The 26,626-nt window shown below is 42.7% G+C and carries 24 protein-coding genes; 13 read left to right on the forward strand and 11 right to left on the reverse strand.

The genetic code is table 11. From position 1 onward, the window contains the following. Nucleotides 1-3 precede the first annotated feature (3 nt). From Q0R52_RS08140 to Q0R52_RS08150, 3 genes are all read left to right on the forward strand, one after another. Nucleotides 4-1,050: a hypothetical protein gene (locus tag Q0R52_RS08140; RefSeq protein ID WP_295793815.1), complete on the forward strand. Its 1,047-nt coding sequence runs from the start codon at nucleotides 4-6 to the stop codon at nucleotides 1,048-1,050. A gap of 114 nt (nucleotides 1,051-1,164) precedes the next feature. Further along, complete coding sequence (locus tag Q0R52_RS08145; protein ID WP_295793817.1) at nucleotides 1,165-1,590, forward strand: DUF3347 domain-containing protein; 426 nt, start codon at nucleotides 1,165-1,167, stop codon at nucleotides 1,588-1,590. Between the two features lie 257 nt (nucleotides 1,591-1,847). Then, entirely contained in the window at nucleotides 1,848-2,315 is a 468-nt protein-coding gene (locus tag Q0R52_RS08150; protein WP_295793819.1) for a DUF3659 domain-containing protein, read from the forward strand. A gap of 118 nt (nucleotides 2,316-2,433) precedes the next feature. On the opposite strand, the gene Q0R52_RS08155 is transcribed toward Q0R52_RS08150, so the two are convergent. Both Q0R52_RS08155 and Q0R52_RS08160 read right to left on the reverse strand, forming a co-directional pair. Next, a complete protein-coding gene (locus Q0R52_RS08155) occupies nucleotides 2,434-3,207 on the reverse strand; it encodes an HAD-IIA family hydrolase (protein ID WP_295793820.1) in 774 nt (257 codons plus the stop codon). Between the two features lie 318 nt (nucleotides 3,208-3,525). Continuing rightward, entirely contained in the window at nucleotides 3,526-4,392 is an 867-nt protein-coding gene (locus Q0R52_RS08160) for an OmpA family protein (RefSeq protein WP_295793821.1), read from the reverse strand. A 418-nt stretch (nucleotides 4,393-4,810) separates the two neighbouring features. Here Q0R52_RS08160 and Q0R52_RS08165 point away from each other — a divergent pair, with 418 nt between their 5' ends. Next, a complete protein-coding gene (locus tag Q0R52_RS08165) occupies nucleotides 4,811-5,335 on the forward strand; it encodes a YceI family protein (RefSeq protein WP_295793823.1) in 525 nt (174 codons plus the stop codon). A gap of 6 nt (nucleotides 5,336-5,341) precedes the next feature. Next, entirely contained in the window at nucleotides 5,342-5,737 is a 396-nt protein-coding gene (locus tag Q0R52_RS08170; protein WP_295793825.1) for a hypothetical protein, read from the forward strand. Between the two features lie 131 nt (nucleotides 5,738-5,868). On the opposite strand, the gene Q0R52_RS08175 is transcribed toward Q0R52_RS08170, so the two are convergent. Both Q0R52_RS08175 and Q0R52_RS08180 read right to left on the reverse strand, forming a co-directional pair. Beyond that, a complete protein-coding gene (locus Q0R52_RS08175) occupies nucleotides 5,869-7,782 on the reverse strand; it encodes an SGNH/GDSL hydrolase family protein (protein ID WP_295793827.1) in 1,914 nt (637 codons plus the stop codon). A gap of 130 nt (nucleotides 7,783-7,912) precedes the next feature. Beyond that, the gene (locus Q0R52_RS08180; RefSeq protein WP_295793829.1) at nucleotides 7,913-8,116 is read right to left on the reverse strand and encodes a hypothetical protein; all 204 of its coding nucleotides are present in this window, start codon (nucleotides 8,114-8,116) and stop codon (nucleotides 7,913-7,915) included. A 301-nt stretch (nucleotides 8,117-8,417) separates the two neighbouring features. Here Q0R52_RS08180 and Q0R52_RS08185 point away from each other — a divergent pair, with 301 nt between their 5' ends. Next, nucleotides 8,418-9,077: a hypothetical protein gene (locus Q0R52_RS08185; RefSeq protein WP_295793831.1), complete on the forward strand. Its 660-nt coding sequence runs from the start codon at nucleotides 8,418-8,420 to the stop codon at nucleotides 9,075-9,077. 603 nt (nucleotides 9,078-9,680) lie between these two features. Here Q0R52_RS08185 and Q0R52_RS08190 read toward each other — a convergent pair. Both Q0R52_RS08190 and Q0R52_RS08195 read right to left on the reverse strand, forming a co-directional pair. Then, complete coding sequence (locus Q0R52_RS08190; protein ID WP_295793833.1) at nucleotides 9,681-10,325, reverse strand: hypothetical protein; 645 nt, start codon at nucleotides 10,323-10,325, stop codon at nucleotides 9,681-9,683. A gap of 506 nt (nucleotides 10,326-10,831) precedes the next feature. Then, the gene (locus Q0R52_RS08195) at nucleotides 10,832-11,200 is read right to left on the reverse strand and encodes a hypothetical protein (protein WP_295793834.1); all 369 of its coding nucleotides are present in this window, start codon (nucleotides 11,198-11,200) and stop codon (nucleotides 10,832-10,834) included. Between the two features lie 248 nt (nucleotides 11,201-11,448). Here Q0R52_RS08195 and Q0R52_RS08200 point away from each other — a divergent pair, with 248 nt between their 5' ends. After that, nucleotides 11,449-12,261 (forward strand): SDR family oxidoreductase, encoded by an 813-nt coding sequence (locus tag Q0R52_RS08200; RefSeq protein ID WP_295793835.1) that lies wholly within the window; start codon nucleotides 11,449-11,451, stop codon nucleotides 12,259-12,261. A 307-nt stretch (nucleotides 12,262-12,568) separates the two neighbouring features. After that, the gene (locus Q0R52_RS08205) at nucleotides 12,569-13,471 is read left to right on the forward strand and encodes a helix-turn-helix transcriptional regulator (RefSeq protein ID WP_295793837.1); all 903 of its coding nucleotides are present in this window, start codon (nucleotides 12,569-12,571) and stop codon (nucleotides 13,469-13,471) included. A 53-nt stretch (nucleotides 13,472-13,524) separates the two neighbouring features. Here Q0R52_RS08205 and Q0R52_RS08210 read toward each other — a convergent pair whose 3' ends face one another. Further along, nucleotides 13,525-15,180, reverse strand: a complete 1,656-nt coding sequence (locus Q0R52_RS08210; RefSeq protein ID WP_295793838.1) for an AAA family ATPase — start codon at nucleotides 15,178-15,180, stop codon at nucleotides 13,525-13,527. A gap of 710 nt (nucleotides 15,181-15,890) precedes the next feature. Here Q0R52_RS08210 and Q0R52_RS08215 point away from each other — a divergent pair. The 5 genes from Q0R52_RS08215 to Q0R52_RS08235 all read left to right on the forward strand — a co-directional run bounded on the left by Q0R52_RS08215 (nucleotide 15,891) and on the right by Q0R52_RS08235 (nucleotide 19,745). Continuing rightward, nucleotides 15,891-16,703 carry a polysaccharide biosynthesis/export family protein gene (locus Q0R52_RS08215; protein ID WP_295793840.1) on the forward strand — a complete coding sequence of 271 codons (813 nt, stop codon included), beginning with the start codon at nucleotides 15,891-15,893 and terminating at the stop codon, nucleotides 16,701-16,703. A gap of 7 nt (nucleotides 16,704-16,710) precedes the next feature. Further along, nucleotides 16,711-16,950 (forward strand): hypothetical protein, encoded by a 240-nt coding sequence (locus Q0R52_RS08220; RefSeq protein WP_295793842.1) that lies wholly within the window; start codon nucleotides 16,711-16,713, stop codon nucleotides 16,948-16,950. Between the two features lie 69 nt (nucleotides 16,951-17,019). Then, a complete protein-coding gene (locus Q0R52_RS08225; protein ID WP_295793844.1) occupies nucleotides 17,020-17,823 on the forward strand; it encodes a DNA adenine methylase in 804 nt (267 codons plus the stop codon). Nucleotides 17,824-18,063: 240 nt separating this feature from the next. Beyond that, nucleotides 18,064-18,957, forward strand: a complete 894-nt coding sequence (locus Q0R52_RS08230; protein ID WP_295793846.1) for a mandelate racemase/muconate lactonizing enzyme family protein — start codon at nucleotides 18,064-18,066, stop codon at nucleotides 18,955-18,957. Between the two features lie 14 nt (nucleotides 18,958-18,971). Further along, nucleotides 18,972-19,745, forward strand: a complete 774-nt coding sequence (locus tag Q0R52_RS08235; protein ID WP_295793848.1) for an SDR family oxidoreductase — start codon at nucleotides 18,972-18,974, stop codon at nucleotides 19,743-19,745. Nucleotides 19,746-19,759: 14 nt separating this feature from the next. Here the strand turns inward: Q0R52_RS08235 and Q0R52_RS08240 are convergent, their stop codons facing one another. The 4 genes from Q0R52_RS08240 to Q0R52_RS08255 all read right to left on the reverse strand — a co-directional run bounded on the left by Q0R52_RS08240 (nucleotide 19,760) and on the right by Q0R52_RS08255 (nucleotide 26,586). Beyond that, the gene (locus Q0R52_RS08240; protein ID WP_295793850.1) at nucleotides 19,760-22,633 is read right to left on the reverse strand and encodes a sugar-binding domain-containing protein; all 2,874 of its coding nucleotides are present in this window, start codon (nucleotides 22,631-22,633) and stop codon (nucleotides 19,760-19,762) included. Nucleotides 22,634-23,056: 423 nt separating this feature from the next. Continuing rightward, nucleotides 23,057-23,947: an SDR family oxidoreductase gene (locus Q0R52_RS08245; RefSeq protein WP_295793852.1), complete on the reverse strand. Its 891-nt coding sequence runs from the start codon at nucleotides 23,945-23,947 to the stop codon at nucleotides 23,057-23,059. 31 nt (nucleotides 23,948-23,978) lie between these two features. Beyond that, the gene (locus tag Q0R52_RS08250; protein ID WP_295793853.1) at nucleotides 23,979-24,758 is read right to left on the reverse strand and encodes an enoyl-CoA hydratase/isomerase family protein; all 780 of its coding nucleotides are present in this window, start codon (nucleotides 24,756-24,758) and stop codon (nucleotides 23,979-23,981) included. 4 nt (nucleotides 24,759-24,762) lie between these two features. Further along, a complete protein-coding gene (locus tag Q0R52_RS08255; RefSeq protein ID WP_295793855.1) occupies nucleotides 24,763-26,586 on the reverse strand; it encodes a long-chain fatty acid--CoA ligase in 1,824 nt (607 codons plus the stop codon). Nucleotides 26,587-26,626 lie beyond the last annotated feature (40 nt).

The following is a 26,626-nucleotide window of genomic DNA, read 5'->3' on the forward strand; positions in this document are numbered from 1 at the left end:
AATATGAAAAAAGCATCTTCAGCAATTTTATTGGGACTGATCTTTTTACTGGCTGTTTCATGGAAAAAACCTGTAACAGACACCATATCCGAAGGACAACAACCTCAAATATCAATTGATAAAAAGGGAGTTATCCGCGTGGTGTTTGGGCAGCAGGATAAAATATTTTGTGCCACCTCTGCCGATAACGGAGCTACGTTCTCAAATCCGGTGCTAGTGGCTAATGTTCCTGATATGCACCTGGGCATGTCGCGCGGACCGCAAATAGCAAGTTCGGATAAATTTTCAGTGATAACAGCCATGGATAAGGCCGGTAATATTCATTGGTACAGGCTAAGCGCGGGAAAATGGAACGACATGGGCAATGTTAACGATTTGAAAAAATCAGCCCCGGAAGGTTTAATGAGCATCGCTGCCGATGGCAAAGATAATTTTTATGCGGTCTGGCTTGATACCCGCACAGGTGGCAATAACCAAATCTATTTCTCATCGTTGCAAGGCAACAATACAGGTTGGTCTAAAAATATGATGGCCTACCGTTCGCCCGATGGTCACGTTTGCGAATGTTGCAAACCTAACATTGCTGTAAAGGGTGCACAGGTTGACATCATGTTCAGGAATTGGCTAAGCGGATCAAGGGATTTGTATTTGGCAAAATCCAGCAATGGCGGCAAATCTTTTACCCCGGCCGAGAAATTGGGTAATGGTACGTGGAAATTAAACGGATGCCCGATGGACGGTGGCGGCATTACTATCGGTGATAACAACCTGGCTAACACAACCTGGCAACGCAGCGGCACTATTTTTTATGCCGAACAGGGCAAACCCGAAATTTCTGTTGGTGCCGGAAGAATTTGCAGCATTGCCGGCAACGGAGCAAACACCTTAATTGCGCTTCAAAAAAACGATACCGTAAAATTATTCAACCTAAAAAACAGGAGCGAAACCTTTATTGGCAATGGCAGCTTTATGAAGCCTTTGGCATTACCCGGCGCCAAAACACTATGTGTTTGGGAGCAAAACAATAAAATTAAGTATAGAAAAATTTAGGCAGGCAGCCGAAATATTTTAAAAGCGTTATTTGCGTTTATATGGAGTAAATAATTGCGTTACAAATTTTAACTTTGAACACGCTAACCCGCAGTTTAATTTCAAATATTATTTATGAAGACTTTAAAAACACTTTCATTTGCCCTGATACTGGCTTTTTTGGCCGTGGCGAGCAATGCAAAGCCGGCCACCAGTAACACTATCGACAAAATAGTGGCCGCCTATCTCGACCTTAAAAATGCCCTGGTAAACAGTGATGGCAATGCAGCAAAAACAAAGGCTAAAGATTTAGTTACAGTATTATCGGCCCCGGGTGACGCAAGCCTGACGGCGGCACAGCAAAAAATATTCTCCAAATACCAGGATAAGCTTCTATTTGACAGCAGGCACATTAGCGAAACTAATACAGTTGAGCACCAGCGTGAACATTTCGCCAGCTTATCGACAAACATGTACGAAGTTTTGAAAGCTGTTAAGTTAAACAGCGCAACGTTGTACCAACAATACTGCCCCATGAAAAAAAGCCTACTGGTTAAGTGAAAGCAACCAGATTAAAAATCCGTATTTCGGCAGTAAAATGCTTACTTGCGGCGAGGTTAAAGCCACGTTGGCGCCAACCAAATAACAAGCAAACAGTAACGACATCGGCAAAGCCCGCAGATACTAACCATGTGTTTGCGGGCTTGCTGGTTATATAGGCTTGTTTTTTTGACAACAGTCACATTTTGCCCGTGCAACTGTCATGTTTAATCCGGGCGTCTATAACCAATTTTGTGTTGACTTAAAAGATTAACAACATGAAAAAATTGCACACCCTATTATTCATATTGGCTATTGTAACCGCTGGGTTAACGAAAACAATCGCCCAAACGCACCAGGAAAAAACCGCCAAAATCTTCATCAACAAAAAAGGTGAGATTAATGACGAAAACGGAACCAAACTTGGCTTTATTGACAAAGACAATATTGTAAAAGACAATACCGGCAAAAAGCTATATTTTATTGATAAGGACGGCAACGTTATCGACTCGCAGGGAAAAACTTTAGGCAAGGCGCAAAAAAATGGCTTTTACTACAATAACAAAGGCGAAAACGTGCTTCAAACCAAAGACCTGAACAAAGAAAAATGTGCTATTTTAGATCCACAGGGCCACAATATTGGTACGATCCACCAAAATTACAAATTGCATGCGTGTGCCGCCCATTGCTTCTTTTTAGAGCAGAAAAAGTTAAAAGCAGAAAAAGAAAAAGCTAAGACGAGATAGGTTCTTTTAGCCAGAAACTCATTAAAGTCCGAAAGATCGTTTGTCCGTTTTTCAGGGAACCTGGGAGCAAAAAGATTTTTTCGGGCTTTTTATTTTTCGGACTTCTCGGACCTGTTCCCTACCACCACTTCAGCGGAAACTCAATTGCATCTACTGAACTTACAATTAAATCGGGTTTAAAAGCGTAGTGACTAAGTTGTTCCTTTTTTGCAATACCGGATAGTACCAGGATTGTTTTATAGCCCATTTGCACACCGCCCTGTATGTCTGTTTCCATGGTGTCGCCAACCACGGTTGTTTCGGCCGTTTCCAGGCCAAGGTATTTGCGTGCCGAACGCATCATTACCGGGCTTGGTTTGCCGGTAACAAAGGCTTTGCGGCCAGTGGCTTCTTCAATCATCGCGGTAGTTGCTGCAATGCCCAGGTTGTTCCAGCCGGGTTTTTTGGGCGATGGGTCGCGATTGGTGGTGATAAACTTGGCACCACCAAGAATCATATCAACAGCGCGTTGAACCATCTCTAAAGTAAAATTCCTGCCTTCGCCAAGCACCACAAATTCGGGGTCGGTATCAACCAGGGTAATGCCGTTTTCGTGCAGGCTGGTAAGTAGTCCGCCTTCGCCTAAAACATAAGCTGTACCGCCAGGACCCTGATCGCCAAGGAACTTGCCGGTTGCCATGGCGCTGGTGTATACATGTTCCTGGGTAACTTCAATACCGAAACTTTTTAGCTTACGTACGGCTTCCAAACGGGTGCGCTGGCTGTTATTGGTCATAAATGTAAACGGAATTTTCTTTTCGAGCAGCTTGGCGATAAATTTATCAGCACCTATTATCAGCTGCTCGCCGCTGTATATCACGCCGTCCATGTCTATTAATAGTCCTTGTTTCATGGGTAGTAGTTTTTATTATCAAATCGGGGTATTTAGTTTCCCAATATTTTCAAATATAAGATAATGGCGCGCGACAATAGGCGTATGGTAACAAAAATGATTTATACTTAACAAGTTGCCATGAAATAATGCGATCTATTAAATTAATATCAATACCAGGTTATTTGGCGGTGCTTGTTGCAAAATTTTGCTGTAAATAAGCTAACTTATCGTTGCAATGAAACAAAACATTGCGCAACCTGACGATGTTTTAAAACGAAAACGCCCCGCAGTTTCCCACGAGGCATTTTCATTTACAAAACTTTAATCGTTATTGGCTTATTGTCCTTTCGGAACTTCGTCGCCTTTACCTATCAAGCCCATAAATTGGTCGAGCTTAGGTGTAATAATTATTTGGGTACGCCTGTTCTGACTCTTGCCACTTGGTGAAGAATTATCGGCTATCGGGTTATATTCGCCGCGACCTCCTGCAGTCAACCGTTTAGGGTCGACATTGTAAGTAGTCTGCAAAGCTTGTACTACCGACGATGCCCTTAGGCCGCTTAAATCCCAGTTGTTACGGATGTTGGTCTGTTTTATCGGTACGTTATCGGTGTTACCTTCAATCAGCACATCGTAAGTGGAATAGTCGTTGATAATTTTCGCAACTTTTGCAAGTACACTACCTGCGGTGGGCGAAATTTCATAACTACCCGATTTATACAGCATATTATCGGCCAGCGATACGTAAACAACACCTTTAAGTACCTTAACATCAACGCCCTGTGCCTCAGCCGGGCTAAGCGAACGAGTGAGATTGTTGGTGAGAATCATGTTAAGTGAGTCGCTTTTGTTTTTCAACTCAACCAGGTGGCGGATGTATTTATCCGATGCAGTAATCTGATCGGCCAGTTTGGCAATGTTAACATTGCCCTGGTTGTTACCGGCCAAACATTTATTCAAAGCATCCTGCAAAGCTGACGCATTTGATTTTGCCGCAGCAATTTGCTCCTCCAGGCTGGTAACCCTGGCCCTGCTGCCCGAAAGCTCCTGCTGGGTAACCTGCCAGCTTTGTTTCAATTTGCTGTTTGTATCGAGCGACTTATTATAATTTGCTTGTAATTCGGCATATTTTTTATTGCTTACGCAACTTTGGGCTACTACCGCTACCAAAAGAATTATTGGTAACAAAAATTTAATTTTCATAAGTATGTGATTTTACTTTAACCGATTATAATTCATCTATAATCGACACTTGTAACAACAGCATAAGCTGAAAAAAGTTTATATTATTTCCTTTTTGTAAAAATAATTTTGTATTGAAAAAGTAATTTTCCTTCAATAGCGCACTATTTAGGCGTTTAATTTTCGAGGTACGATTTTGCATACAGGCAACCGGTATTATACTGGTGTCGTATTGTATTAATATTCACCGGCTGCGAAACAGTCAGTCCCGAAATTTTAAAAACGGACTTTCATCGGTTTACTGTGGCGGTTAATCTATGTTTAGTTAGGTTCTATCTATTTTCAAGCTCAGTAATCAGGTATAATTATATATTTGAGCAGATATTATAAACTAAAACTTAAAACACTTAATAATTATAAAACTTTCAAACAACCAACAATGAAAAAACTTATTTATCCCGCAGCAGCAGTAGCACTGTTATTCGCATCAGCTTTTACAGTAATCAGATCGCAGGACTGGAAAATTGCCGAGGGCTATTCTATAAAATTTGATGGCGGCGACCCGTCAGGCGAATTCGGGGGATTAAAAGGCGCCATCAGCTTTGATGCAAACGACCTGGCAAACTCCAAGTTCAGCACAAGCATTGATGTAGCAAGCATAAACACCGGGAACGGCATGAAAAACACCCATGCCAAAAGCGAGAAATGGTTCGACGCAGCAAAATATCCAAGCATCACCTTTACATCATCGTCAATAGCTAAAACAGCATCAGGCTACGCCGCCACAGGCACGCTTGATATGCACGGTGTTCAAAAACCAGTTACCATTCCTTTTACTTTTGATGGCAGCACATTTAAAGGCAGCTTCGAAGTTAATCGCATGGATTATAACGTAAACACAGCCGAACCAGCCCACGGCAGCCAGAAATTTAAGGTTGATATTACCGTTCCGGTTTCAAAATAACAGGCAATGTTTAAACGAGCATTTTTTCACGGCCTCGCGGCAAGTGTACTTGCGGCAATTGTAGGCATAATTTACAACCGGATATACTTTTTTGCTACAGAGGCAGATTTCTCGAAAGTATTAAACATTGGCAGCATAACCGGCATTAGTGTTATGGTTTGCATGCTGGCGACTTTTGTATATTTTGGTTTAGCCACGTGGCTTAAAAAGACAGGGGAGATCGTATTTAACTTATTGTTTTCTATCATCTCTTTTGCTTGTGTAATGATACCCATATCTATTTCGTTACCATTAACCATAAAAACACCGGAGCTATTCCCCGGATTGGCGGTGCCGATGGTTTTTTTCCCGGCCCTGGCCTGGTATACGTTAAAACCGCTGTTTACCGGTAGCAACAAATAAAAACGACCAGGTACAACTTATAAATTAAAACGCCTTCCGGGAAACCGAGAGGCGTTTTGCGTTTAAAGTAGGGCTGATATTAATGGAAAAAATCTTCTTACCATTTTGTTATTTGTATTAAACTTTAACTGTTATTCGTTAATCAAAAAGTTGACTATTCTGCACGCGTGACCTTTGCTCGCCTTATTTTTTTGTTCGCTTATCCTGATCTTCAATACATGGCTGCCGGGTTTTAAATCACTACTGAGTAAAAGGTACCATGGCAAATGAAGCATGCCGCTCCACTGGGTGTACAAGTCGATATTTTTGAATTCGCCGTTATCAATAGCGTATGAAATTATGCCCGCATCTGCACCGGAAACTATGGCGATTCCGGCAGCTGTGCCTTTAAAATGCAGGGATAACTCCGCTCCCGGCGTGTTTGAGCTTAATACCGGGATATTTACAAAGCCTTCGCGCGTGGGTAATCCATCTGCCGGTTGCCATTTGGGTGTAATTGTCCAGCCATTTTTATAAACCGCATTTTTAATATTGTAATAGTTGCCATTTTGAAAACTTGCTTTATTAAGCGGTTTTGGCAATGCCATTTTAAGGCTTGCTATGCTTTCAGGCAGATGGTCAAAACAATCCTGGAGCAAACTTTTGATGGTGGCAAAATATAACTCCTGCCCAAACACAGCCGGGTGAAGGTCTTTAAAATCATCGGTCCACGTAAACTCCTTATTGCTCATTTTATCCCTTACTTCCTTAGCAAGGTTAATAAAAGGAAGATTATAGTAATGTGACACTAACTGGTGGTTATTGATCTCCGCCGGCTCCCGCCCCCTGTTATAATCACTTGTTTTTTCAGGGTCGGCAAAGGCCATCATCACAATGTCCATCTCCGGGTTGCTTTTTTTAGCATGCCTGATGATGCCTTCAAGGGCACGTACCTGGGTGAGTCTGTCAGTGCCATTCGCCTTGTCGTTTACAGCTGCTTCTACAAACAAAAGGTCTGTCTTTCCCGAATCAAGCACATCCTGCTGCAGCCTGAAAGCGTGGGGTAGGCTGCCTAAAGAAGGGATACCTGCCGCGATGAAATGAAATTCCGCATCGGGGAACCGTTCCTGCAGATACCTGCCTATTTTTTGCCGCCAGCCTGGATTATAGGTGATCGATCCGCCAAGAAAAGTAACCGTGGCTTTTTTACGGGTGGTAACCGCATGATAAAAATTACTTAAACCGCCTGCCATTTCAAAGTAATTGCTGTATGGCAATGTCTTTTTTACCGGGAACGAGTTATTGAATATAAAATCGGCATAATAATCCGGCCTGTCAATCGGGAAATGATGCCCCTGTAACTCCTGCGGACCAATAGTTACCGGGTGAACGCTAATTGGCCCCCCGGCAGCTATGTACCGTTGTGCAAACAGGTAGGTATTTTCGGCAGGTGGCGCCAGCTTATCATTTAATCCTATAACATGCAACATAGGCACCCTGAAGGCTGCAAGCCCTTCCAGGTTGTCAACAGGGTTATCGTTATAAGCCATTGCCTGCGGCTCGGTAAAATGGTAAACGGCCTTTAACTGGCTCCATAAAGCGGTATCGCCTATCCCTTTTTCCTTGCCACCCGGCCAGCTTTTAATATCGCATACCGGGGTTTCTGCATAAATGCAGGTAACTTTATCCGGGTTCCGTTTTGCCCATGCGTAAGCATACAGTGCACCGCGGCTTACTGCCTCGAGGGCAACTTTTGGGGCCAACGATACTTCATTAGTGAGATAATGATAAAACTTATCCCAAACCTGTAATGATTGCGGGCTTCCGTACTGATCATCAACGCTTATATAAGCAATATAAAAGCCCCTCGAAAGCAGGATGCTATCCATGTCAGTATGCCAGTCGGGAAATGAAGCTCTCCAAATCCAGGGATTTCCCGGCAAGGCGTGGGCAGGCTTTACATAATACGCCATATGGCCCTCTATGGCAAGCGCCTTTTTCTCAAAACCTTTCCATAAACCTGGTGGAGGGTTTTCCTGTGCTTTTACCAATAAAAAAATGCTCACCAGCAGGGTGGTTAAAATAAGTTTTCGGGATTTTATTTTCACTTCTAATAAAATATTTCATCACAAATTAGTTAAATCAATTTAAACTATACGCTGGCGATGGTAATTACAGGAAAAAATGGGGTAAGCGCTAAGGACAATTATTGAGGACCTGCTTTATTTTATTATTAATACGCGAAAGCATGAAATCGCCAACAGCCTCCTCGCTTTCGGGGAATTCAGCATCCTGGTATGCCTTTTGGCGATACCATTTTAACAGCGCTTCTTTTTCAGCTTCAGAGGCAGTATTGTCCCTGTATTTCTGAATTAAAATATTAATACGGTCCTGGTTCAATTGGTTATTGCGGGTTTATACAGGTGTGTACCCTAGGAAAGGGTTAACCCTATATGGAGGGTGAAATATTTTCAAGGAAAAATGAAAGAGGAAATAAAGCGCTAAATTTGATAGCAGATAAATAGTTGTTAAGGCTGTAGTTAAGAAAGCCGTAATTGAAAAAGGGTACGGCGATGTTATTGTGATCGACAATGTTAAAAGTCACGCTGACGACCCATTTTTTGTAAAAAAAGTGGGATACGTAAAAAAACGTTAAGTAAAAAAACTTACCAGGGGATAAAAGTAAATAGCGAAGCAGATCATGAATTTAATTCATAAAATAAGAGCAGATATACAGAACGATTTCAATCAAGATACTTTTAATAAAGGCGACACTGAAACATCGATTTCCCCTTCTAAAAAATTCAGATTGGAAGCGACTAACTTTTGGTCGAACGAACCGAACTGGAATCTGACCAAAGTGGAAATTTATGATCAAGCGCGAAATGACAAAATATTTGATTTTTTTATAAATGAAGACCAGTTTTTTTACGACTGGATGCTAACAAATGGCCTTGAATATTTAATATGTGCGGAAGATATCTTTGGCGGTCAAACAATTGTTGATTTAACAAATCTTCGGATGGCTGGGTATTCTCCTAATGAGGACGGATTTATATGGACGAATTTCAGCTTATCTCCAGATGGTAAAACGCTGGCAACAATTGGCTGTTATTGGGCTTGCCCCTATGTAATAAAGCTTTTTGATTTCTCCAACCCCTTAATCTTACCGTTAAGAGAAATAAAAGAAATTATGTTGGCAGCCAATGACGAGGTTATTTTAGGTTGGCTGGATAACGAAACATTAAAAACGAAGGGAATAGAAAGAGAAAGCATTAGAGAATATGACGATGATGGTGCTTTTACTACCCGGACAATAAGTGAAACGCCATTCGAACGTGAAATTAAAATAATGGAATAAAATCCCTTTGAGCAAAACAAAGTCTATTGACGAAAAGGAGTTTTATCTGCGATTATGCCTTAAGGAAAAATACAGCTCACGCGAATTAGAAAGACAAATGAATAGTGGAGTTTTTGAAAGGGTCATGATCGGAAATCAAAAACTCCCGGCAGTGATGAGAGAGATGGGGTTTAATGGGCAAATGGTTCCAACATTTGATTGATGGCCACCTGACGCAAAATTGATATAACGTAAACTTATGTCAGTTCTCGTAAATTGATCGCATTGCGAAAAATGACCGAGTAGACCACGAGTCAAAATTATTAATTTCAGCGTGGTTAAAATGAGAAGTCCGTTTATTGCAATTATTATTCCTTTTAACGATACGGCTTTGATTAAGATTACAAAATTATTTTGATCAATTTGCATCCTCAATAAGCAAATAAACGGCACAAAAGTAAAACTTACGTCAACTGGTGGCTGTGAACTGACGGGAGCTTTGTATTTCGTCTTGCTCCTATAATATGTATTTAAACTTCCTAAAATTTAAATCTATTCTTAAAATTTCCGAACATTGTAGGAGTAGGAGTAAAAATAGAAACGACCAACTTGTAGACTTGTATTTCACAAACTGTCGTACTCGAACCAAGCGTTAAACGTGAATCTTTTTGTTATTCTTAGTTTGACGGTAGTATCCCTAAGCACACGACTGTTAATTATCGTTAGATTTTCTCTTTGAATCAGTTTTTTTAAAAATCCGCTAGTATCAATATTATCAAATCTCAGTTTAGAGGAACTGCTTTTATCCATTATAAAATCAATACCTCTAGAATATCGTTTACTCGTTACCGTGTGGACTAACCACCCGTCCACTCCGAGGTATTGATATACTGTGAACGAATGATTGTCACAATAAAAATAGGTTTTGTCGCCAGTAACCGACATAGGTGCTGGGTATTCGGTTTCAAATACCGATACGGAATCTTTTCGATTACATTTAAATTTCACTGGTGCCTTTTTATTCCAGGGGTTAAATACAATCATACTATCTAATAGGTTGCCTTTGTAAACCAGTTCATAAAATCTACGTCCTTGAGTTTTTTGTTTTCTGGCCTCTCCTGGACTGATTGCAATAAGACCACAATAACATTGGAAACTAAAATCTTCAAAAAACAATGATTTATAATTTTGTTCTTTTTTGCATCCAATAAATAAGTATATAATTGAAACCAACACAACGTTTTTCTTTATTATCAATAATTTAGTCATATTCGGAATTTTTATTACTACTAAGGTAATACGTTACAATTTATTTTTGCCGTTTTTATCCGGAATTTTACCTGCCTGATCAGTTCCAGTAATTGCTCCTCTAGCGCGAGTATCCGGGCTGGCGAAAAGAGGTGGGCTACTCGTGCTCCGCTTGCTAAGTGGCCAATATGCATGCGGCGGTATCCTTCCCTAAACATTGAGGTTCCTTGATTGTCCTGTGCAGAGATTGCTTCGTTCCTCAATGACGCGCGGGGAGGAAGGTCGTCACCGCTACCGCAAGTATTTCCCTTCTATCGCAGCCGCCCCGATTTGTCGGGGTGGCCCGCTGACAGGTAACAAAGCGATAGGTAGACAACAATTAATTATGAATCACTTAAAAGTGCAAATTTTGAACCGTAAAAAGCCCGCCTCGTTAGTAAAGCGGTCTACCTAAACGCGGACCACAAGCGAGCACGCTTGCGGTAGCGTAAGACGCTTGAACCGGCGGGAAACTGAACCCATAAACATTAGCTGTTTCGTTTTATAAATAATCTATTTTCATGTTCAATTGCGGATTCGCAAATGCTTTTAATGGCGCTATATACTTGTAAGTCGGACGGGGCTAAGTTATCAACGATAGTAAGTAGCTGATCATAGAACTCTTGCAATCTAACAACAAGAGAAAACGTTGAACCATAATTATTGGCAATGTTTAAAAGGCGAACTAAATTTTCTGGATCTGATGTTTCGTCATAGGGAATCCAGTCAATAATTCCGCTAAAGTCGGCCTGAAATAATCTAACTTCATACACAATGTTATCTGCACCAACTTTTTCAATTAAGACAACCTCCAATTCTCCTTTATAATGCTCTGAATATAGATCTATAGTAATCATTTATTTTGCTTTAAAATGTCCTTTTTCTAAAATTAGTGCCCCCCCTCCCGCCTATTCATCGTCTCGTTTGAACCTATGCAAATGTAAGCGTCCCCGCTTACAACAACCCGTTTGCAATGTCGCAAAATAGCTCATATTTATTACCATGCAACGCCTCAACCGTAAAATGTATAAGGGATCAGTTGAAACATATAAATGCGCCTGCACGCTTAACCAGACCTTTGCTTTACAAATTAAAATATAAAGCAATGAAAAAGACAGTATTAATAACAGGCGCTTCATCCGGGTTTGGAAAAGTGGCCGCTAAATTATTTAATAACAGGGGCTGGAACGTAATAGCCACCATGCGTTCGCCCGAAAAAGAAACCGAACTATCTGCGCTTAGCGATGTTTTGATAACTAAGTTAGATGTTACCGATAAGCAAACTATACAAAACGCGGTGGCAGCGGGCATCGAAAAATTTGGCAAAATTGATGTATTGGTGAACAACGCGGGCTACGGCGCATTGGGTGCATTGGAAGCCGCTACCGAAGAAGAGGTTAAACGGCAATTCGATGTCAATTTGTTTGGGTTGATAGCAATGACAAAAGCGGTATTGCCAGGTATGCGGCAACAAAAAGCAGGTACAATAATCAATATTTCTTCGGTTGGTGGAAGGGTTACTTTCCCGTTCAGCTCACTTTATCATGCAACTAAATTTGCGGTTGAAGGGTTGACGGAATCTTTGCAATATGAATTAAATCCGTTTGGCATAGGTTTAAAAATCGTTGAACCAGGGGGTTATAAGACCGAGTTTGCCGGACGTTCGATGGCCCTTTTCGGCCTTGATAATTTCGCTGATTATCAACCCGCATTTGGTAAATTCACCGCCATGCTGGATCAATGGCCAATGTCTGAAAATATTGGCGAAGTGGCCGATGCGATTTATGAAGCAGCAACCGATGGTACTGAAAAATTGCGTTACCCCGTTGGTCATGACGCCGCGCAATTGATAGAAGCCAGGAAACAAATGGATGATGTGGATTTTAAAAAAATGATGGCTGCCCAAACGGGTATTTAAAATTAATGGCTGCCCAAATGCGTGTAATTCAAATTGTCGCCGAAATACCGCATAGTCGTCTATTTTTCGATTATAAAGCATGGTGGAATTTGGCTAAAGCCCCGTTTTATTATTTTATTATTCCCGTCGGCTAAAGCCAGACGGCAATGAATTGAAAAGAACTGTTTCATTGCCGTCGCTTTTAAGGGACGGGACATAAATAAGCGGATTAGGGCTTTAGCCAAAAATTGGAAGCGATGATTTGAATTGCACCCGCCCAAATAAGGGCAGCCATTAATTTTTATGGTAACTTTATAAAAGTAAAAACATGCCGGATAAATACATTGATCTTCAATCTATCAGCGACCTGCACAAGCTGGTAAAATATACACCACCGAAACACCCGCTGGTGAGTGTTATAAACCATACAGACTTTTATGAAAAGCGCCCTAAGGAGAACGCTTTTTACCGTTTTGGCTTTTATATCATTTCCTGCAAAAAATTCGAGGGCCTGTTAAAATATGGTAAAGGATATTACGACTTTAATGAAGGTTCCCTGATGTTCACCGCACCCGGACAAGTTATAGCGCCCGGCCCGGACGTTACCGTTGAGGAAGGTTGGGCCCTGTTCATTCATCCCGATCTGATCCATGGTACCGATTTAGGTAAGAAGATACACCAGTATTCCTTTTTCAATTATGAGGTGAACGAAGCCCTGCATATTTCGGAAGAGGAGAAACTGATCATTAAAGATTGTGTGGCAAAGATTGAAAGAGAGTATTCGCAAAATATAGACAAGCACTCACAAGGCCTAATTGTCAGTAATATCGAACTGTTGCTAAATTACTGCAGCCGTTTTTACGACCGGCAGTTTTATACAAGGGCAAAAGTTAACTCGGATGTGGTGCAACAGTTTGAAAAATTGTTAAAGGATTATTTTTCGCAAAGTACCCTGATTGAAACAGGCATCCCAAACGTTAAATATTTTGCTTCCCAACTCAACCTGTCGCCTAATTATTTGTCTGATCTTTTAAATAAGTTTACGGGCAAAACCACCCAGGAACACATCCACCTGGAATTGATAGATAAAGCTAAATCGTTGTTATGGGGTACGAATGATTCTATCAGTGAGATCGCATACGGGCTTGGGTTTGAACATCCCTCCCACTTTACAAAGATCTTCAAATCAAAGACAGGAAAGTCGCCCAGTGAATATAGGAACGTAAACTAATCTTAACAGATGTAATATCGGGTGTGAAAAACCATCAGCCCAGCCAGGAATATTTACGGCCTGCCATCATTAGCTTCGGTATTCGTTGCCGCGTTTAATTGGTTAAAGTTATCATTCCCTTTTCCCCGGATTGAATTTTCGCGATTCGTCCTTCCTAATATGTGATCCAGCAGTTCCGGCGTGAGCGCCATATCAATTGCTGATGTTTTCATGCCCCAGTAGGGTTTGGGGATTAGGCCGGGTGTTGCTTTTGGGTCATTGGGAATTACGTCATTGGTTATTGGTGGGGATTGTATAAGCTGCGGGGTTGGGTGTTCTGTGTCAGGCCTTTCTTCATACTTAAATCCCGGCTCCGTGAACCCCTCCCTACCCTCCCCGGGGAGGGAATTTGCGCGGGGGCTTTCAGCAACTATATTTTCCAGTATTTGCATTTCAGTAAATACTTCATTATCTATTAGTACCTCATCTGCGGGTGTTCTGCATGGCGGAGAACACACCCCAGCCACAACACGATCCGCCGCGCCCCCTTCTGCGCCACCGCTAAAGCTAAGGCGGCACGCGGTCAAGAGGGGATCCGAAAGACCCTCATCTACACATGCTTCCTCATCCGCACATTCACGCATCTGCATATCCGCACATCCATGAAGCAGGCGGTTAACCGTAGCGAGGCCTATACCCAGCTGGTTACTTATTTCGCGCTGACTGTGGCCGTTGGCAGAAAGGGCGGCTATTTTATGGGCCAAGTGTTGGCGGTCGGCGGCGGTGCGGGTGAGCAGGTGGTGGCGTTCGGGGCTGTTGCCTTCGAACTGGAAGTGCAAAAAGGTGCCGGGTTTTTGGATACGGCACAGGGCTACATTGTCGTGGCCGTAGCGCTGCCGGGTGTTGCGCTGTTTGATTTGTTTGAGGTAGCAAAGGTCGGCGTCGGCGGTGCTTTTGCCGATGGCGAAGGCGCTGTCGGCGAAGTTGATGAGCAGTTTGCTGCCGTGGAGGTCGTCGGCGCTGATGGGTTGTGTGGCATTGCGGCGTTTTGGGGTGTGCGCCAGTACGAGGATAGACAGTTTATGCTCGGTTTTTAATGCCTTGAGGCTTTTCATGAGCGCAAGCGCGACAGCCGAATTTTCGGTACCGCCGCGCAGGCAGGTGATGTTGTCGATGATTAAAACTGTGGCTTTAGCCTGGTTTACTTTATACTCAATGGCTGCAATCAGCAGCTCGTTTTCGTTAACGTTAGGCGTCGGGTCGGGGATAAAATTATACTGGGCGCGGAAAAAATTATCTGAAAACTGGTAGTCTTCTTCGCCCTGGCTGTAGCGCAGCCCGAACTGTGTTTTGCTCAGCTCGAAATCGATGTAGAGCACACGGGTCGGTGGCGCCTGGCAGGTGAAAGGTGCAATGCTTTGTCCGCGGGCTATGCTTTCACCGATCTGCACAGCCAGGATGGATTTGCCGATATTGGTGTCGGCAAACAGCATACAGAGTTCGCCCTGGTGCCAAAGCTCGCCAAGCAGCTGTTTGGCTTCGGGTTCGCGCCGGGCAAGTTCCAGCCAGCGGTTGCCGTTTTCGATGGTGAACATGCGGCGAATGTCGTCGGGACTGGGTGGTGTGGGTTCGGGGCGGTTTTTCTTAGCCGGGCGGTAAGGCAGTCCGCGGCCTTCGGCGCGCAATTGTTCGATGATGGGCGGGCGTTCGGATAGTGGGTTTGTTTGCATAATTGTTGTGATTACAACAAATTTAAGGGGTTGATTTGGTTAAAGTGCTGACACTGTTTTGTCAGTGGGTTGACGCATCTTAGAGACTGGTTAAAACTAATTTGGGGAGGCGTCTCCGGTACACAACGACCTTGCATCTTTAACTTAGGTGGCGTGAATAGCATATGGAAGACGCAAAACATTGCGTCTCTACGCCGAAACGCATGTTTTATATCGTTTGATTCAGCTATTTGCAGATTTTCCAAAAATGAATACACTGATAATGAGGATGTTTCAGAACGTTCCGGGCGTTCCATGTGCAAAAATGGAACGCTTCATTAACCGCACTGATAATTCTATACACCAGCCTTGCATGGGTTTGCAAATCATTTCACCTTAATCTTTAACCCTACCTTTTTTTTAACAAAAACGAACATATTTTTCAGGAAATAGCAAACAAAAGGGGTTAACTAATCAAATAAATGTCACCAAGTGATTTTTTTTATTAAAAAATCAACAAATAAACATACGTTTTTTAATGAAAATTAAATTAATATAAATATTAAATGATAATTACTATAAATTTTATGTTAAAGCTTTGTAAAACAGCAATAAAATTTACGTGGTAAAGCTATAAAACACTAGTTTATTGAAAATATTTAAAAAAAAGATGTAAATATTTGTATTTTTGATTATCTTGCGATGCATTTATTACGAATAACATTAATTAAATGAATAGAAAAACACTTTTAATCTATTTTCCTCTGTTTTTTTTATTTCTGTTAACGACTTCCTGCTCGTCGACGAAAAAAATCAAATATTTTCAGGACATACCAGATTCCGGGGAATTAAAAACGATTGCCAAAGGGGAATATGCAGAACCTAAAATATTGGTCGATGATATACTAACGATCAATATCCAAACAATAGATCCGCAGTCTTCGGGCCCTGTTTCAACAGGAAATATTACAAGCAGCAATGCTACTGCTTTAGGGGCCGCCGCTCTTTTTTCCAATGTTGGCGCGAGCCCCTCATCTGGCTACCTCGTAGATAAGGAAGGAACCGTTAATATTTCTATAATCGGAAAAGTTAAGCTTGCTGGCTTAACAACTTTTGAAGCTACGCAGGCTATTCAAACAGCAGTTAACAAATATTATAAAGACGCAACCGTGAATGTCCGGTTCGCAAATTTTAAAATAAATGTTACGGGTGAAGTGCTGAGGCCCGGCACCTATACAATGCCAAATGAAAAGGTTACAATACTTGACGCTTTGGCACTTGCTGGTGACCTAACCATATTCGGAAAGCGGGAAAACGTGTTGCTGATCCGGGATAACCCGGATGGCACCAGGACGCCGTACCGTATCAATCTTAAAAATAGTGATATCATGTCAGCGCCATATTTTTATCTGCGTCAAAACGACTTCATATATGTTGAGGCAAGAAAAGCTAAATCTGATGCTACAGACGCCGCCCAAACGAAATATATCTCGATAGCAGGAACCATTTTATCTTTAATTATTGTATTTGCCACAAGGCGTTAAAATTATTATGGCTGAACAAACTTATTCAAATAAAGGAAAAATTATTACCAATATACATGGTGAAGAACGATTTGATTTGAAGGCTTTCGTAGCGAAAATATTAAATCACTGGCCATTATTTTTAGGAAGCGTAGTGGTTTTTATGGGGATTTTCATGGTGTATAAAAGGTACAACAAGCGCTATCTATTGTGCAGGATACTATTGCCGGTGTGTGGCTGCAACGGATTGAATACACCTTATAAATAAACTATTTGAGATTGGTAGAGCAACCAGGTTTAAACAGCCTTTAAACACTCAAAATACAGTTTACTTTATATGTCTAAAATCAATTTAAAAACGCCCATCAGCTATTATGGGGGTAAACAAACATTAGCTACAAAAATCATTTCTTTACTCCCGGAACACGTATTGTACTGCGAACCCTTCATTGGCGGCGGTGCAATATTCTTTGCAAAGCAACCTTCCGAAATTGAAGTTTTGAACGATACCAATAAGGAAATGATGAACTTTTACCGCACGGTTCAAAACGACTTTGTTGGACTTGAGAAGGAGATTAGGATAACGCTACATAGCAGAGACCTTCACCGCAAGGCAGCGGTTATTTATAACTATCCTGACCTGTTCAGTGAGATTAAAAGGGCCTGGGCTGTTTGGGTATTAAGCAGCCAAAGCTTTTCGGCGCAACTGGATAACTCATTTGGCTATGATAAGTCAAAGCAAACCACTACTAAGAAGATAATAAACAATCGTGACGGGTTTACCGAGGAGTACGCTATCAGGTTGCAAAACGTCCAATTAGAGTGTGCTGATGCGTTGTATGTAATCAGGAGCCGGGATACAAAGAACACATTCTTTTATCTCGATCCACCGTACTTCAACAGCGATTGTGGCCACTATGACGGATATTCGGAGCAGGATTTTGAGAACCTGTTGATACAGTCCAGTAAGTTGGAAGGTAAATTTCTTTTGTCCTCGTACCCCTCCGAACTGTTAACCAGGTATGCAAAGGCAAATGGTTGGTATATGTGGTCAGTCGAAAAGGGAGTAACAGTCAATCAAAAGAGTGGCTATTTAAAGAGGAAGATTGAAGTGTTAACGTCTAACTATCCGATTAACTAAGCCTTGTGTGAGGAGTAAAAAAGGCCCGGACGGCAATGAATTATTGGCGATAAAACATAGCAGGAGTAGCAAGCTACTCCTTGTCCGGGCTTTACTATTTAGATTGAGTAGAGCCGTTTTTTACTATGTTTTATCGCCGGTGTAAAGATAGCAAAAACCAACAAAGCCCGGCATTGGCCAGGCTTTAAAATTTACACGATTTGAAAAATTAATTTATACGATTAGTTTTGGCGATTATATATGGCATTGCTTGACCTGAAAGGCAAGGTATTGGGCACTCCTTGTTATGAGTTGCTTGGTGGCGCATTTAGGAAGAATATTTTGTTGTATGCCAACTATTGGTTCACAGGCGGAGGGCATAACGCTGATGATTATGCTGCACAGGCAAAAAAAGTAAAGGAAGCTGGCTTTACAGGGTTAAAGTTTGATCCTTTTGCACACACTAATTATCTGTATGGCGAAGATCTTTCAAGTAACCTTACCCTTACTGCACAACAACAGGATCTGGCATTTAATGTAAGCAAAGCTGTTCGTGAGGCTGTTGGCCCCGATTTTGATATTATGATAGAAACCCATGCCATGCTTAACTACCGTGTGGCAGTAAAAATGGCCCAGCTTTTATCCACATTGGATATTACCTGGTATGAAGAACCCGCAGGTCCCGAAAGTGCAGATACTTTACGTGCCATGCGTGAGCGTATTCCCTCAAATGTATCTATTTGCGTTGGCGAACGTCATTATACCCGCCACGGTATTCGCCCGGTGCTGGAAAAAAATATTTGTGATATAATGATGCCTGACATTACCCGCTGCGGTGGGCCGTCTGAAATGAAACGCATGGCCACTATGATGGAAGCCTATAATGTTCTATTGGCACCGCATAATCCTAACGGACCACTATCCACATTAGCATCTGCCCATGTTTGCGCATCTGTACCGAATTTTTTCAGGCAGGAATTTATGTTTAATGACGTGGCATGGCGGGATACAGTAATTACATATCCCATAAAAGACATGATAAAAGATGGACATTTGCATTTAAGCGACCGCCCAGGTCTGGGTGTTGATTTGGTAGAGGAGGAGATGGAAAATCATCCGGGCATATTACAACCAAGGGCAGGGTTCTATGTATAATAAAAAGATATAATATGATCCAAATTGATCTTACCGGAAAAACAGTATTGATAACAGGCGCCTCGTCAGGTATCGGATTAGGTATAGCAAGGATGTTTGCAAAAGCCGGGGCAAATGTTTCTGGCTGTGGCCTGGAAAAACACGATGGCGGATTTGTAAAGGAGGCAGAAGAACAGGGTGTAAAAGTACTGTACACGGTCTGCGATGTTACAAAAAAAACAGACCGGGAAAAACTCATCAAAAACACGGCCGATGCCTTTAACGGTATTGATATTCTGGTGTCCAATGCCGGGCAGAATATTTTTGAAGGGGCTGAAAAATGTGAGGAAGAAGCATGGCAGCATAACATTGATCTGAACCTGGCATCACACTGGCAATTGGCAAAGTTGTGTAAACCCTATCTTGAACAAAACACCGGCGTTATAATTATCATAACCTCCAATCATGCATATAGCACCATACCCGGATGCTTCCCTTACAATGTATCGAAAACCGCATTAACCGGATTGATCAGAAGCCTGGCAATAGAATGGGGCCCCCGCATACGAACTGTTGGTTTGGCGCCTGGTTTTATCGATACGCCTGGCAATCAGCAGTGGTTTAATTCGTTTCCCGATCCTGAAAAAGAGCGGCAACGAACAATTGATCTTCACCCTGTTAAAAAATTAGGCACGCCGGAGGAAGCAGGCGCCTGGTGTGTATTTTTAGCTAGTGATTATGCCGCTTTTGCTTCCGGGACAACTTACTTGCTCGATGGCGGAAGGAACGCATTAATGCAGGATAGCTAACGGTATTCAAATAGTCAATTATTTAATTTATACATAGCAGTAATACGGTTCAATTCTACTTCCGTTTTTGGATTAAATTCACCACTTTTCATATAGTTTTCGATACTAAAAGCGAGCTGCCTTGCCTCGGGCCTGTCCGCCATATCTGTCAGAAGATCGATTCCGGAAACCATGAGTTTACCCGTCCCTACTTTGCATTCGAATAACAGAGAAAGCGACCTGGCTTTTACCCAGTCATCAACCACACGGACAATGGGTTTGAGGCCCTTTGCCACACTGTCGACCAAGATCGGGCTGCTGTGCGTCATGGCATCCCACCATTGGTAATCCGCATAACTCCTGGTCGGGAACAATTTGAGCGCCGGGTGGTGTGGGTCACATAGAATGCCGAGCGTCTCCGGTGCTTGTCCGTGTGTCCAGGCCGTATTCCAAAAGATGCTGGAGAACCCGATAGCTACCTTTCCGCCGTATTCATCTTTTAGCGTGCCTTTTTTTAAGGTTAATAATACACTTGCGCCCTGCTTTAGTGATGTAATCACTTCGTCGGTTAGCCGGTCTGTTACAATTACCCTGGCGTCTGCTTTTTTAACCTGTTCCGGGTAGACAAAGAACCGCCAGTTATTAGAATATTTCCCTATTTTAACCGTTAGGGTCAATTCCGCAGCCTGCCGGATAGTTTTCAAGTCGGCCTTCAGTACACCAAGAGCAATGCCGTTACCTTCCGGGATATCGCGTTTAGTGAGTATGCCCGAAAAAAGGATTTTCCCCGTTGCATCGGTGATGTTCCAATTTGGAGAGACTCCGCCAAGGGCATGTTCAGAAAATTGCGAAATTTCAAGTCGAACGTTCAGGATTTCGCTATTCAGGTAGATCATCTTCGAAAAACGGGCCAAAGGCACCACGTCATTACAGAAACGATTGAAGATGGTCGCGGTGATATATGACTTTGGCTGGTAAAATGCATTTAGTACACCCACCAATGCCGTTCCCTGGCCCGGAAAATCCTCAAGTCCAAGCAACTGGAAACCGCCAAAGCCTTTTGTCCGTAATGCCGCTTCGATGTCTGCTTTATAGCAAAGTGTCTGTAATCTTCCGGAAGCGTCAAGGAATTGATTTTCGTACGCACTTAAGCCATTCGCAGCCAGCTGATCGCGGAATATTTCGAAGTTGCGTGCTTTGAAAACGCCTTTATATTTACCTATTTCCTTAAAATCGGGATATGCGCACCATTGGCCAATTTCATGGCTGATTGTGGGGTGCTGCCATTTTGAAATAATTTCAGCCCAGTCATAATCAGTCGAAGGCTTTTTTCCGTTGATGATACTTTTGATACCTTCACCCCAATGCTGGATACGCGGATCGGGGGTGCTGTTATAGTCAGCCCCGGCTATAATAGGCCAACCTGAACCTGTGGTGTATAAACGCCGCGGATCTTTTGCTTTCCAATATTTTACAAAACCGGTTAGGTATTCAGTCATGTGATTCCCTGCGGGCTCATTTCCATAATCCATCAGGCAGAAGGACGGATGATTTCCATATGCTTCCGTTATTTTTTTACTTTCCTTGTAAATGTATTGATCCAGTGGCTCCCCGTCGCCAATCACTGCGCCCTGGTTGGCCCACGAAGAGCACTCGATCTGGAAATACATGCCGAGCCTGTCGCCTGCAGTAAACGCTGCTTCCGGCGGGCACCAGGAATGGAAACGGATATGATTTAAACCAAAAGCCTTGCAGGTTTTCAATATTCGGAGCCAGGACGCCACGTCGGTCGGCGGGTAACCAGTTAACGGAAATGCAGCGCAATCCAGTGTTCCCCTTAGAATAGTTGGGTGCCCATTGATCAGGAATTGTGTGCCGGCAGAACTGAATTTACGCATGCCAAAATGAATGGTCTGCGCATCATGCCAAGCGGCAGATGCGAGGGTAACCCTTATCGCGTACAGATTGGGATGATGTTCGCTCCAAAGCTCAGGATGGGCGCCCATAGGGTATACGATGTTGATCGTGTCCGATAAACTTCCCGGGACATGCGTTATGGATACAGCCGGCAATCCCACCTTACCTTGAGCCGCGATGGCCTGCAGCGTTAGCTTTGCCTGCTTTTTGGCCAGCGGATTTTGTTCGATAACTATCCTGGCCAAAACTTGCTTCCGGTCGATATCCGGGTATAACTGGATATCTTTGATGAAGCTGCGCGGCTTTGCGGCCATGTAAATCCGCCCAACCATGCCATTCCAGTTACCTTGCGTATGATCACTGATGCTGTGCGAGTTTTTCCCGACATTAATTTCATTGACGCGGTTATCAACCCGTATGGAAAGGGTATGCCGGCCGGCAATAAGCCCTTTTAATAATAAGTAGTCATGAGGTGTGCCAAGGCTGTTTTCGGTCCCGATAAAACGGTCATCAACGTAGATGCCGGTTGTCCAATGTGCGCGTTCTATAAAAAGTTCAACCACTTTACCACTCCAGGACGCCGGAATTATGACTTCGGTTTGATACCATGCGGCGCCTTTGTAATACTTTTCGGGCTGCAGCCAGAATGGTATCTTGATATGCCCCGTTTCCCTGTACCTGGCGTATTCCGGTTTGCGAAACCATGAAGAATCTTCAATGCCTCCCGTCCATTGGGTATTTACCGTAATTTCATCGCCCAGGTGATTACTGGTCATTGATCCCGGCAGTGTTATCACGCCTTCAAGCTGTTTTTTATACCAACTTTGTTTAATACCAATATCATTTGGGTCCGTCCGGAACTTCCATTTGCCGGAAAGTCTGATCGTATCGTCGGCGACCAAACGCCGGCCTTGCATTGCATTAACCTCGACGGAAAAAAGGATGAGCAGGCTCGCCGTTAAAATGATAATGAGCGGATGTTTGATAGCCATAATTTATTTATAAATCCGGTGTAGCACAGAAATTCAATATAAGCGTTTTTAACTAAGCCTGTTATAATTGTTTCATATCGACTTGCCGTCTTAGTCAATTAAAGAATTTAATTATCTTAAGGGATAATTGGTATGTCGAAGTTACTCCACTCAATAAAAAATGCCAATGGACATTTATTGGAAAAAGATGGATTAAATTCTTATTGAAACATGTTGAATTCTGCAATAAAAACGCTGTGATCTGGCATCGAAATTTTAATGCTTGGCGATTGGCACGAATCATTTTTCTATTAAAAGGAAATTAATAGCCTTTTATGAATTATTATCAACTTAATTTAGATACAGACTTGGCTAAATCCGGAAGCAAGCCAGAACGGCACATCATGAATTTGTTGCGATTGTAGACCAGATATGGGCCAACCATTACGAATGAGAAGCACCTCTGGTAGTCTTCTCAATGTTGTCCCACATCGCGTCCGGCACCATTTCCAGCGCGTTAAACTGGCCCGCGCCCTGTAACCATTCCCCCCCGTCAATAGTAATTACGTCACCGTTGATATACCCCGAAAAGTCAGAGACCAGGAAACCTGCGAGATTAGCCAATTCCTGGTGTTCCCCCACCCTTTTTAGGGGGACACGATTTTTAAAATCAAATTTTTCGGCCATCGCACCAGGTAACAAGCGTTCCCACGCTCCTTTAGTCGGGAACGGGCCCGGGGCAATTGCATTACAGCGTATTCCATGCCTTCCCCATTCTACAGCCAGCGACCTTGTCATGGCAAGTACCCCGCCTTTAGCACAGGCTGATGGAACTACATAAGCAGACCCCGTAAAGGCATAGGTAGTGACAATATTAAGAATATTACCAGGCATCTTTTCTTTGATCCAGTACTTCCCCAAAGCAAGCGAGCAATTCACCGAACCTTTTAATACGATATCAATTATAGCAGAAAAGGCATTTGCGGATAAACGCTCTGTTGGAGAAATAAAATTACCCGCCGCATTATTTACCAATACATCAACTTTGCCGAAAGTGCTAACAGCTGCTGCCAGCATGTTTTCAACTTCTTCATATTTTCTTACATCGCAAGATATAGCCATAACTTTTCCGCCGGTGGCCGCTTCCATTTCGACAGATGTCTGTTTTAATACTTCTAGTTTGCGGCTGGTAATAACTAAATTGGCGCCAAGTTTTAAAAAGTAAGTGCCCATTGCTTTGCCGAGTCCGGTACCCCCGCCGGTGATAACAATAGTTTTCCCCTTTAAAGCATCATCTTTTAACATGCCTTCAGCGCGTCCCTGTGTTTGTTCCATCGTGATTATATTTGCCGGCCTTACCTATTTATTAGTTTTTTACCGAACTGGCCTTTGACTTTAAATTTTGAATGATCATTTCCAAACCAGCCCTTGTTTCGGGTGCCCACCATTGTGTAAGCATTTGATCGATCGTTGTGCTTTGATCTTTGTTTATATGGCTGGTCAATTTACTTCGCATGTTTAATTTGCTTTGGCTCCATGTTACCGGGTTAAACTGCATATAGGATCTCAGCTTTTTTTCCGCCTGAACAAGCAGGTTTTCAGCCGCACAAACTTCATCTATCAGCCCGGTTTTTAATGCCTGGTTTACATTGATAAGTTTACCCTCCAGCAGGTATTGGTAAGCCTTTTGCCTACCAATCCAAAATGCATAAACTTCAAATACGCTTTCAGGAACGATGATGCCAACGGGAATTTCGTTTAAGCCAATGATATATTCTCCTTCGGCCATTAAACGGTAATCGCAGCAAATGGCCAAAACACATCCGCCCGCCGGGCTATGGCCGCTAATAGCTGCTACTATTGGTTTATTGAAAGATATGAGAACGCGCTGGAGCTCAAAAAAATCAGTCCAAAACGATTTAACCTGCACCTCGTTATAACCGTACACTTCAATAAGGTCAACGCCTGACGAAAAAAAGCCCTGCTTACCTGTTAATATTACCCCGCCAACGCCGCCGTCTTTTTCAATATCTTTTATACAGGCAGTCAATTCCCTCAACATTTGGTGATTGATTGGGTTCGACCTGCCCCTGTCTAAAGTAATTGACGCTACCCGGTCATTTATCGTAACTACTACGGTTTCCATCAGTTTATTTATCCGGGGTTGACACTAATTCTGTTTGATCACCATACATCTCCTCTATTTTGGAATTATACTTTTCGGTGATGATTTTGCGGCGCATTTTCCCGGTAGGCGTAAGTTCTCCGCTCTCCACCGTCCATTCGTTCGTTAGCATAGTGAATTTTTTGATTTGCTCTACATGATTAAATTCCGGGTTGTAACCATCAATAATTGACTGGTACATCGCAATAACACGATTATCTTTAATCATTTCTTCATTTGATGTGTCAGGGACGTTGTTTTTCCTGCACCATGGTTTTAAGTTAGCGTAGGAAGGTACGATAAGCGCTGAAGCAAATTTCTTTCCGGCACCAACTACCATCATCTGCTCTATAAAGTAATTTTCCTTCATTTTATTTTCAATGGGTAGCGGGGCTACATATTTACCACCGGAGGTTTTGAAAATCTCTTTTTTCCTGTCAGTTATTTTAAGGAATGAATCTTTATCCAGTTCGCCAATATCGCCCGTACAAAACCATCCATCATGCAAGACTTCGGCGGTAAGCTCCGGATTTTTATAATAGCCGGGCATTACATTGGGCCCCTTGCACAATATTTCGCCATCATCCGCAATTTTCACCTGCACGCCGCTCAATAATGGTCCGACAGTCCCAAACTTTCTTTTCTCTGGTAAATATTGGTTTACAGAAATCACCGGCGACGTTTCTGTAAGCCCGTATCCTTCTAAAATAACAATGCCTGCAGCTGTAAAAAGTCTTTCCAGCCTGACGGGGCAGGCAGAGCTCCCGACAACGATGGCCTTTACATTGCCGCCTAACGCAGCGCGCCACTTACTAAAAACCAGTTTGTCAACAATAGCCAGTTTGGTGCGATACCATATGCTTTTGTTCCCGATTTCAAACTGGTCGCCAATCTTTATCGACCATAAAAATATTTTGCTTTTTATCCCGGTTAGTTTTTTACCTTCAATAATGATCTTTTCAAAAACCTTCTCAAGTACCCTGGGCACAGCGGTAAATATATACGGGTGCACCTCTCTAATATTCGGACCGATGGTATCCATACTCTCGGCGTAATAGATCGAAAAGCCGAAGAAAAGGTAGATATAAGAACACATTTTTTCAAAAATGTGGTTGACCGGCAAAAAGCTAAATGCCCTCTTGTTATCTATCGGGATTTGCTCAAGCACATCGCCCGAAGCCATGGCATTACTTAAAATATTTTTATGGGTAAGCATCACCCCTTTGGGCCTTCCCGTAGTGCCTGAGGTGTATATGATAGTGGTAATGTCATCTTCTGTGATACGGTCGCTTATTTCCGATAAACTCCGGCGGTCATCATCTGTAACGGGTTTTAACAATTCGACCCAGTTGCTGCACTCGTCTAATTGATCGAAAGTATAAATTTCTTTTAACGAAGGGATGTTGTTACGGATGCTGCTTACCTTTTCATACAATTCTTTATTGCTGATAAACATAATCTTGACTTCGGCTTCAATCAAGATCTGTTCAATCTCTTTTGCGTTGGTATTTGGATATAACGGTACCAAAACGGCACCCGTTTGTTGTACAGCCAAGTCGGTAATTATCCACTCGGGCCTTCCGCTGCTGATCAATCCTATTTTATCCCGGCCCTCTACTGAGCCATCACCTGAGGAAATGCCTGATTTCAACAACGCAACAGCCAGCCGGCAAGTCATGTCATGCACTTGTTGGGTGCTATATGACTGCCAAACGCCGTTTACTTTAGCATTTAAAAGATCAGGCCTGGGTTCTTTTGCCTGTACCACCATGCAATCGAATAATCTGAGGGCTTTTTCCGCTGTTACCATTGCTCGTTAAATACTTTGTTATCAATTAACTATCGCCTGA

Origin of the sequence: Mucilaginibacter sp. (assembly GCF_025359345.1) — a bacterium.
Classification (GTDB): Bacteria; Bacteroidota; Bacteroidia; order Sphingobacteriales; family Sphingobacteriaceae; genus Mucilaginibacter.